Origin of the sequence: Bradyrhizobium sp., assembly GCF_019244115.1 — a bacterium.
GTDB lineage: Bacteria > Pseudomonadota > Alphaproteobacteria > Rhizobiales > Xanthobacteraceae > Bradyrhizobium.
Window position 1 is genome coordinate 1 of the sequence record NZ_JAFATE010000841.1, and the last position, 8,225, is coordinate 8,225.

General features: G+C 63.8%; 6 protein-coding genes and 1 pseudogene. 1 reads left to right on the forward strand and 6 read right to left on the reverse strand.

Translation table 11 applies throughout. From position 1 onward, the window contains the following. Positions 1-280 precede the first annotated feature (280 nt). The 6 genes from JOZ76_RS35655 to JOZ76_RS35680 form a co-directional block, all read right to left on the reverse strand. On the reverse strand, positions 281-1,204 hold the full coding sequence (locus tag JOZ76_RS35655) for an amino acid ABC transporter substrate-binding protein (protein WP_291706062.1): 924 nt from the start codon (positions 1,202-1,204) through the stop codon (positions 281-283). 62 nt (positions 1,205-1,266) lie between these two features. Further along, positions 1,267-3,909, reverse strand: coding sequence for a bifunctional diguanylate cyclase/phosphodiesterase (locus JOZ76_RS35660; RefSeq protein ID WP_291706063.1), 2,643 nt, complete (start codon positions 3,907-3,909; stop codon positions 1,267-1,269). Positions 3,910-4,205: 296 nt separating this feature from the next. Beyond that, on the reverse strand, positions 4,206-4,667 hold the full coding sequence (locus JOZ76_RS35665; RefSeq protein WP_291706064.1) for a hypothetical protein: 462 nt from the start codon (positions 4,665-4,667) through the stop codon (positions 4,206-4,208). Positions 4,668-4,684: 17 nt separating this feature from the next. Next, positions 4,685-5,857 carry a fumarylacetoacetate hydrolase family protein gene (locus JOZ76_RS35670; protein WP_291706065.1) on the reverse strand — a complete coding sequence of 391 codons (1,173 nt, stop codon included), beginning with the start codon at positions 5,855-5,857 and terminating at the stop codon, positions 4,685-4,687. Positions 5,858-5,973: 116 nt separating this feature from the next. Next, on the reverse strand, positions 5,974-6,765 hold the full coding sequence (locus JOZ76_RS35675; RefSeq protein ID WP_291706066.1) for a response regulator transcription factor: 792 nt from the start codon (positions 6,763-6,765) through the stop codon (positions 5,974-5,976). Between the two features lie 167 nt (positions 6,766-6,932). After that, on the reverse strand, positions 6,933-7,865 hold the full coding sequence (locus JOZ76_RS35680) for a dihydrodipicolinate synthase family protein (protein WP_291706067.1): 933 nt from the start codon (positions 7,863-7,865) through the stop codon (positions 6,933-6,935). 54 nt (positions 7,866-7,919) lie between these two features. Between JOZ76_RS35680 and JOZ76_RS35685 the strand changes: the two are divergent. After that, positions 7,920-8,225: pseudogene (locus tag JOZ76_RS35685) on the forward strand (hypothetical protein); the annotation flags it as partial.

Genomic DNA, 8,225 nt, shown 5'->3' on the forward strand with positions numbered 1-8,225 from the left:
TGATCGTTCCTTCGGGATTTTCGACGATCAGCGTCTCGTTACGGGGGAGATCGGAGATCAGTTCCTCAGCGCTGGCAGAGACTGCGCACATTGCAAGAAACAAGGCGAGCGCAAGATGCCGCAGCGCATGCATGGTTGCCTCCCTTCAGTTCTTCTCGTTGAACTCAGTAAGCACCCTCGATTGTTTCCGTCAATCGCTATTTCCGCAGCGCCCGCGCGCCCTCCCCTCACGATGATGAGGCGCGAGCGCGCCGGTCATGAGGTATCCGGACGCGCAGCTTCACTGCGTGGGGCTCCCCGAAAGATACGCGGCGGGATCGCCGCTATCGATCAGATGCTCGATGGTCCGCTGTAGCGGCGCGCTGATCGGAACATTGAGATTGATGTCGCTCGGCGGAATGGGCGCCTGGAACCATCTGGCGTAGATCTTCCTGATCTCGCCGCTGCGATAGACCGAGGCCATCGCATCGTCGACCACCTTCTTGAAAGCCGGGTCGTCGCGCCGGAGCATGATGCCGTAAGGCTCGACCGACAGCGCCTCCTCCGAGACCATGTAGTCGCCCGGCGCCGTCGAATGCGCCATCCGGCTATAGAGCAGGATATCGTCCATCACGAAGGCGTCGGCGCGGTCCGATTCCAGCATCCGGAATGCCTCGCCATTGTCCTTGGCGGCCAGGATGGTGAGGCCGAGATTACGCTGCACGTTGAGCTCGCTGAGCTGCTTGAGATTGGTGGACCCGATGGTGGAGACGGCGATCTTGCCCCTGAGGTCGTCCAACGTCCGCAGATTGGCACTCTTCTTGGCCATGAAGCGGTTTGCGGCGACGAAATAGGTGGTCGAGAACCCGACCACCTTCTGCCGCTCGATGTTGTTGGTGGTCGTTCCGCATTCCATGTCGATCGTCCCGTTCAGCACCGACGGAATCCGGTTCGACGGCGTGACAGGCACGAGCTTGACCTCGAGTTTTGGCAGGCCAAGTCTCGCCTTCACCGTGTCGGCGGCCAGGTAGCAGAGGTCCATGGCATAGCCCACGACCTTCTCGTTGCCGTCATAGAAGGAGAACGGGGTCGAGGATTCACGGTGACCGATCGTGATGACGCCCGTGCTCCTGATCTTATCCAGCGTGCCGGTGAGTTCTCCGGCCATCGCCGCATGGCTCGCGACGCTCAGCGCGGCTGCGGCCAGCATGATCTTGATACGCATCGCTCCATCTCCTCGTTGAAAATCGATAAATCATGTCTGCAATCGCCCGGTCATTTCTCGCTTCATGCCGTAAAGAGGCGGCTGGCCGGCGGGCCGCGCCGGTCGAGACGGGCCGGCCGGCCCACGATCGCAGCGTACTGGTCGATCGAGGCCGGTCGCCCGAGCAAATAGCCCTGCGCGAAATCGCAGCCGGCTTGCGCCAGAACATCGAGCTGCGCCTCGGTCTCGACGCCTTCGGCGGTGACCGGAAGCTCGAGCCCGCGCGCCAGAGCGATGACGCCGCGCAGGATCGCCTTGGATTGCGCGCGATCGAGGTTCGAAATGAAGCTGCGGTCGATCTTGATCATGTCGAACGGAAACGCCTGCAGATAGGACATCGACGAATAGCCGGTGCCGAAATCGTCGAGCGCGATGCCCACCCCGAGCGCCTTGAGCCGGCGCAGAATCGAGACCGCGCGGGAGAAGTCGTCGATCAGGACGCCTTCGGTGATCTCGAGCTCGAGCCGGCCCGGGTTCAGCCCGGTCTCGATCAGGATCTCGTGCACGAGCCGCACGATGTCGTCGCCCCGACACTGCACGGGCGACAGATTGACGGAGATCTTCAGCTCCTTCGGCCAGGACGCGGCCTCGCGGCACGCCGCGCGCAAAATCCATTCACCCATGGCGACGATCAGGCCGGTTTCCTCGGTCAGCGGGATGAAGACGCCGGGCGGGACCAGGCCGCGTTTTGGATGCTGCCAGCGCACCAGCGCTTCGAAGCCCGCGACGCTGCCCCCGATCCGCGTCAGCGGCTGGAAGTCGAGCCGCAGCTCGTCATTCGCCACGGCGGATTGCAGATCGTGCTGCAATTCGCGGCGATCGCGCAGCTCCGCCCCCATCTCAGTCTCGAAGAAACGGATCGCGTTGCGCCCTTCGGCCTTGGCGCGGTAGAGCGCGATGTCAGCATTGGCCAGCAGCGTCGCCGCTTCGTTGCCGTCGACGGGAGAGCATGCAATGCCGATGCTGATTCCGATGCTCACCTGCCGCCCTGATATTTCGATGTCCCCGATCAGGGCCGTCCGCAGCTGCTCCGCGAGCCGGCCCGCGGCCTGCGCATCGTCGTGCGTGATCACGATGAACTCGTCGCCGCCGACCCTTGCCAGGAAGGCATTTCCTGCCACCTCCTTGAGACGCCGCGCCACCTCGCACAGCAGCGCGTCGCCGACCAGATGGCCGTGCAGGTCGTTGATCTCCTTGAAGCGGTCGAGGTCGAGGCAGAGGATCGCGAACGCGCCGCCGGCGCGGATCGTCGCGTCGACCGTGGTCGCCAGATGGTCGGAAAACGACGCGCGGTTGTTGAGGCCCGTCAACGCATCGTGGTGGGCAATGTGCGCGATCCGCTGCTCGGCGCGCTTCTGCTCGGTGATGTCCTCGACGGTCGTGACGAAGCCGCCGCCCGGCACCGGACGGAACACGACCACCAATGCACGCCCGTCGGGAAGCTCGGCCACGATGCTCGCCGGCTTGTTGGCGGCAATGATGCCGTTCAACCCGCTGATATAGGCCTCGAGGCCGCTGCCGGGATTGAGGCCTTGGGAGATCTGATGGTCGAAGATCTGGCGCAGCGTGGTACGGGGCCGCGTGAGCTCGCCGGGCAGGTGAAACATCTCGGCATAGCGGTCGTTGCAGACGATCAGGCGATGATGGGCGTCGTACATGCAGACGCCCTGCGACTGGTTGTTGAGCGTCGCGTCGAGCTGGGTGCTCTGCTTGCGGAAATACTGCACGACCACGGCTCCGGTGCCGCCGATGGCGACGACGAGCACGATGGTGAGGCCGATCAGATACCACGCCTCGGTCCGCCAGTCGGCGAGTGCGGCGGAAACCGTGGTGCTGGTCACCAGATCGATCGGAATGTTGGCGAGGCGCGTGCCCGCGATCAGCCGGTCGGAGCGATCGATCGCCTCCGGCGTGCGGGCCACGCCGCCACCGGCGCGCATGATCTCGCCCAGCGGCCCGCCGGAAAGAGTTTTTCCGATGATGGAATCGATGTGCGGGAAGCGCGCCAGCAGCACACCGTCATGCCGAAGCAGGGCGATCCATTCATCCGCTCCGCGGATCATGGTCCGATACAGCTCCTCGAAATAATGCGACTTGATCGTGCCGACCACGACGCCCAGAAATTCGCCATCGGAGCCCATGAATTTCCGGGCCAGCGGTATCGTCCAGGTTCCGTTGTTCGGATCCTGCTGCGGCCGGCCGAGTTTCGAGCTCAAGGCCGGGTTGTTCTTCAGGGCCTGGAAATAATCCTGATCCGCGACGTTGCCGCTCGGCGAGGGCCACGACAGGGACGTATTGATGAGCTGGCCATCGGCGCCGACCAGCGTCACGGCCTCGATGTGCGGGAAGCCGGAGATCTTGTCCTCCAGCATCAAATGAATGTCGCGGCTCGCCATGGCGCGCGCGTAGACCTCGGCGGAGACGACGGCGAGCGTTTCCATGTGCTCGATCAGGCTGGCCTCGATCAGGTCGACGGACTCGAGGTCGCGCGCCGCCTGCTTGGCCAACACGGTCGAGGTCGCCAGGAGCTGCTGCTTGCTCGCCGTAATGGCGTGATCGCGCAGGTTGGTGAGGATGAGGGCGATGGTGCCGACGATGAGCGCGATCAGGAACGCGCCGCACAGCATCAGGACGACCACCGGACGCGTGGCGCCGGTCCGCCGCATCGGCGGGACTCCCCCCTCCGGCACGAACGTTGCCAACACGCCTTTGAGTGAGCGAGCAGCCCGCAACATGGTTCCAACGATGGTGAATCGTTCGGAAATCCTAGATTTCGATCTTTTGGATCAGGTTAAAGCCGCGCCTGCCGGGCTGCGGAAGCGCGGTCACGGTTAACGCGTGTTACACCTGGGCACGGTGGATGGAGCAGTACGCCCACCTTTCTCCGTAGTTTTGCGGGCGCGAGGGTCTCGAACGCGCCAACCGTCGCTCCTGACGTGGGAGCCGGCTCGCAGTTCAATAATCAGGCCCAGGCGACACCGAGGACGACGGCATGGTCGTCATCCTCACTGTCGGCACGTCTGATCGACGGGTTGTTTCGCTTTGCGCCCCGCGCACGTCGATGACGGAAATCCAGACGCTGCATGGCCGCCAGCACGCTTCTCGCGAGGTCGATGGCCTGCTCTGCCGCCTGCTTGACGACAAACAGGATGGCTGCGGCACGGCTCATGATGCTGAGCAGGAGGATCACCGAGACGATATCGATATAGGCCAGCACGTCGCCGATCAGCATCAGCTCCGGGGGCAGTGGAACGCTGTGGGCATAGGCCACAGCCAGTATGGCGAGCGGGATGAGCGCGACGATCCGCCGCCATGTCAGCCGGTCCAGGAACGCGGCGAACTGCACGACGAAGACCTCCCACAGCAAATCGCCGAAAGCTGCGGGCTTGTCGATGGTCCATTTCTTCCAGAGCTGTTTCCACATGTGAGGCCTGGTCTCCATCAAAGCAGCTCGCGTCGAGCCAGATTTCGCATCAGCGCGCCCACGCCGAAGGTCCACGGCTCGCAGTCGTCGCTCATGCGCATGCGGTTGACGAGCCGGCCGAGTTCGGGGGCGGCGATCGTCACGATGTCGTCGGCCTTGTGGGTAAAACCCTGCCCCGGCGCATCGCGATCCTTCACCGGCGCGAACATGGTGCCGAGAAACAGCACAAAGCCGTCGGGATATTGATGCACCGGCCCGATGGTCTGCGCGACCAGGTCGGTCGGGTCGCGGCTGATCTTTGCGATCGACGAATGGCCGTCGAGCACAAAACCGTCCTCGCCCTTGACATTGAGGCCGACCTCCATTTTGCGGACGTCATCGAGCGAAAAGCTCGCATCGAACAGCCGCAGCAGGGGGCCAATGGCGCTGGAGGCATTATTGTCCTTGGCCTTGGACAACAGCAGCGCCGAGCGGCCCTCGAAATCGCGCAGGTTGACGTCGTTGCCGAGCGCAGCACCAACGATGTTGCCGCGGCTCGACACCGCCAGCACGACCTCCGGCTCCGGGTTATTCCAGGTCGATTTCGGATGCAGGCCCGCATCCATGCCGGTGCCGACCGAGGACATGACGGGCGCCTTCGTAAAAATCTCGGCGTCGGGCCCGATGCCGACTTCGAGGTACTGGCTCCAGGCCTGCTGCTCGACCAGCACCTGCTTCAGCCGCATCGCTTCGGCCGAGCCCGGCTTGAGCTTAGAGAGGTCGTCGCCGATCACTCGGACGATTTCCTTGCGGATCGCTTCGGCCGAGGCCGGATTGCCCCGCGCGCGCTCCTCGATCACCCGCTCCAGCATCGAGATGGCGAAAGTGACGCCGGCGGCCTTGATCACCTGCAGGTCGAGCGGCGCGAGCAGCCAGGGCTCGTTTCGGTTACGGCGATCCGGCGGCGTGTTGGCCAGAATGCGTTCGAGATCGCCGATCCGCTCGCCCCTTGCGGCGCGCAGCTTCTCAGCCGGATTGTCCGCCTCGCACAGCGCGCTGACGGTCGGAAAGCTTGCGGTGACATCGAAAACGCCGTCCGCACGCACGGCGACCACCGCCGGGCCCTCGGCCTGCGGCAGCCACACGCGTCCGGCCAATGTGCCCGTCGTGCCGTCGTCAGGCAGCACGGATGCTGCTGTCAGCGTGATCATGCCTTGTTCCATCTCATGTGGCGGGTCTGACCTTCGCCGCACTATCCGCAACGGCGCGCAATCTTGCAACATGATTGCAGCCGTCTGACTGATGTCGCGTTCCTGCCGTGGACGGGCTACTTGAGCAATGCGATGAGCTGGCTGCGCTTGGTGACGCCAAGCTTGGCGTAAATCGCCTGGAAATGATGACCGACGGTATGGTCCGAAATCCGCAGGCGGGAGGCGATGGCCTTGTCGGACAGTCCGCCGAGTGCAAGATCAAGCAGCTCGCGCTGCCGGTCCGTCAAAACCGTCAGATCGGCAAACGTCATCCGCCTGGTCTGGAGAAAGAGCGTGTGCAGGACCGGTGCGATCAGCTTGAGCGCGGCGATGAAGCGCTTCGATTGTGCGCGAGGTATGCCTGACAGGCAGATATAGGTCCCGCATTTGCCGACGGGATCAATGACGCCGTGGACGGCCATCAAGCCCAGCGAGAAGCGATGGCTGCTTTCCAGATCCATTTGGCTCGTGGGGATCGGCGCGCCATCCTCATCGACGCATCCTTTGTCGTCCGTGAGAAAAGGCTTTTGGTGATATATCCACCAGGCCAGGGCGGCGCGCGTATTCAAATCGAAAACTTTCGGACGGCTCGCGACATATTCGGGACAATGTCCGCTCGCCAACCAGGACAGCACATGGATACGTCCGCCGGACCACTTTCCGTAGGCTCCCAAAAACCCTGAAAATGGAAGAAATGGCCGCAGCGCATCGTCAACCCACGTGATGATGTCGCGCTCGCTCGGTGGTGGCGCGGGCAGCGCGCGCAACACATCGATCCAGGCCAGGTGATCCAGCGCAGAATGGTCCAGCGCGGCGTCGTGATCGGCCGCCTGAAGTTCTAGGACATCATTATCCCCGCGATCGGGCATTCAAGTCCTCTGGACGTGCGCCCCGTCGACGACCTTGGCGAGCTCCACGCGAGCCGGCAATGCGGCGCCGTCGTTGCTAGCGCCAACTATACAACAGGCCGCGCGGCAATGCATATCGGCCGCATAGCACGCATTGCTGCGTCCACAGGTGCGTCGTCATGGAACCATCAGCGTCCCCAGCGCAAGGCGAGCGCGTCGAGATCGCGCGCCAGTTCGATCAGCCCAGTGCGCGTCGCCGGATGCAACGGCTGCAATGGATGGCGCACGGCATCCGAGCGGATCACGCCGCCCTCGCGCATCAGCACCTTGGCGGCGGCGAGGCCGCATTGCCGGTTCTCATAATTGATCAGCGGCAGCCAGCGCGCATAGGCGGCCTTGGCTTCGTCGCGACGTCCGGCCAGATAGGGATCGATGATTTTGCGGATGCCGTCCGGATAGCCGCCGCCGGTCATTGCCCCGGTTGCACCGGCATCGAGGTCCGCCATCAGTGTGATCGCCTCTTCGCCGTCCCACGGCCCCTCGATCGCCTTGCCGCCGGCCTCGATCAGGCCGCGCAGCTTTCCGGCCGCCATCGGCACCTCGATCTTGAAATAGCGGATGTTCTCGAACTCACCCGCGAGCCGCGCCAGCAGGTCCACTGAAAGCGGCGTGCCGGCCACCGGCGCGTCCTGGATCATGATCGGAATGCGGATGGCGCTGTTCAGGATTTTGAAGAACTCGACGATGCCCTTCTCCGCTACGCGGAACGTCGCACCATGATAGGGCGGCATCACCATCACCATGGCGGCGCCCGCCTCCTCGGCCTGGCGGCTGCGCGCGGCGCAGATGGCGGAGGAGAAGTGGGTCGTGGTCACGATGACCGGGACGCGGCCGGCGACATGCTCCAGCACCGCATGCATCACCGTTTCGCGCTCGGCATCGGTCAGCACGAATTGCTCGGAGAAGTTGGCCAGGATGCAGATGCCGTGCGAACCGGCGTCCATCATGAAATCGATGCAGCGGCGCTGCCCCTCCAGATCGAGCTCGCCCCGATCATCGAAGATGGTGGGGGCAACCGGAAAGACCCCCCGGTAGGGCCGGCTTGTGACAGCAGAGGACATGGCGTTTCCTGAAGGCTGGATTTTGAGCCCCTAGCCTTCACCACCATCGGGCTGTTGGGTCAAGATGGCAGCGATCTGCCGGAGCAGGCCGGCTTTCCCGCAAAGCCACACCCACCGAGCAAAACACGGCAAAAGGCCTCGGCGCGCTTCCGCAACCTCTTGGCGGCTCGTAGAATGCCGTTGGCAGGGGGCAATCGAACGATGCAATCAAGGCGGCATTTTCTGGGCACGGCGGCTGCGACACTGGTCTTGCCGTTTGCGAAGCTAAAGTCTGCGCAGGCGAGCCAGCGCACCATCCTCAACGATGCCAGCCGACTCAGCCCCACCCCGGTGGCAAAGCACCTCACGATCTCCAAACCG

Excerpts from the sequence above, each read along its gene's own strand:
- JOZ76_RS35655 (WP_291706062.1), bottom strand. The coding sequence starts at position 1,204 with ATGCGTATCAAGATCATGCTGGCCGCAGCCGCGCTGAGCGTCGCGAGC.
- JOZ76_RS35660 (WP_291706063.1), bottom strand. The coding sequence starts at position 3,909 with ATGCGGCGGACCGGCGCCACGCGTCCGGTGGTCGTCCTGATGCTGTGC.
- JOZ76_RS35665 (WP_291706064.1), bottom strand. The coding sequence starts at position 4,667 with ATGTGGAAACAGCTCTGGAAGAAATGGACCATCGACAAGCCCGCAGCT.
- JOZ76_RS35670 (WP_291706065.1), bottom strand. The coding sequence starts at position 5,857 with ATGATCACGCTGACAGCAGCATCCGTGCTGCCTGACGACGGCACGACG.
- JOZ76_RS35675 (WP_291706066.1), bottom strand. The coding sequence starts at position 6,765 with ATGCCCGATCGCGGGGATAATGATGTCCTAGAACTTCAGGCGGCCGAT.
- JOZ76_RS35680 (WP_291706067.1), bottom strand. The coding sequence starts at position 7,865 with ATGTCCTCTGCTGTCACAAGCCGGCCCTACCGGGGGGTCTTTCCGGTT.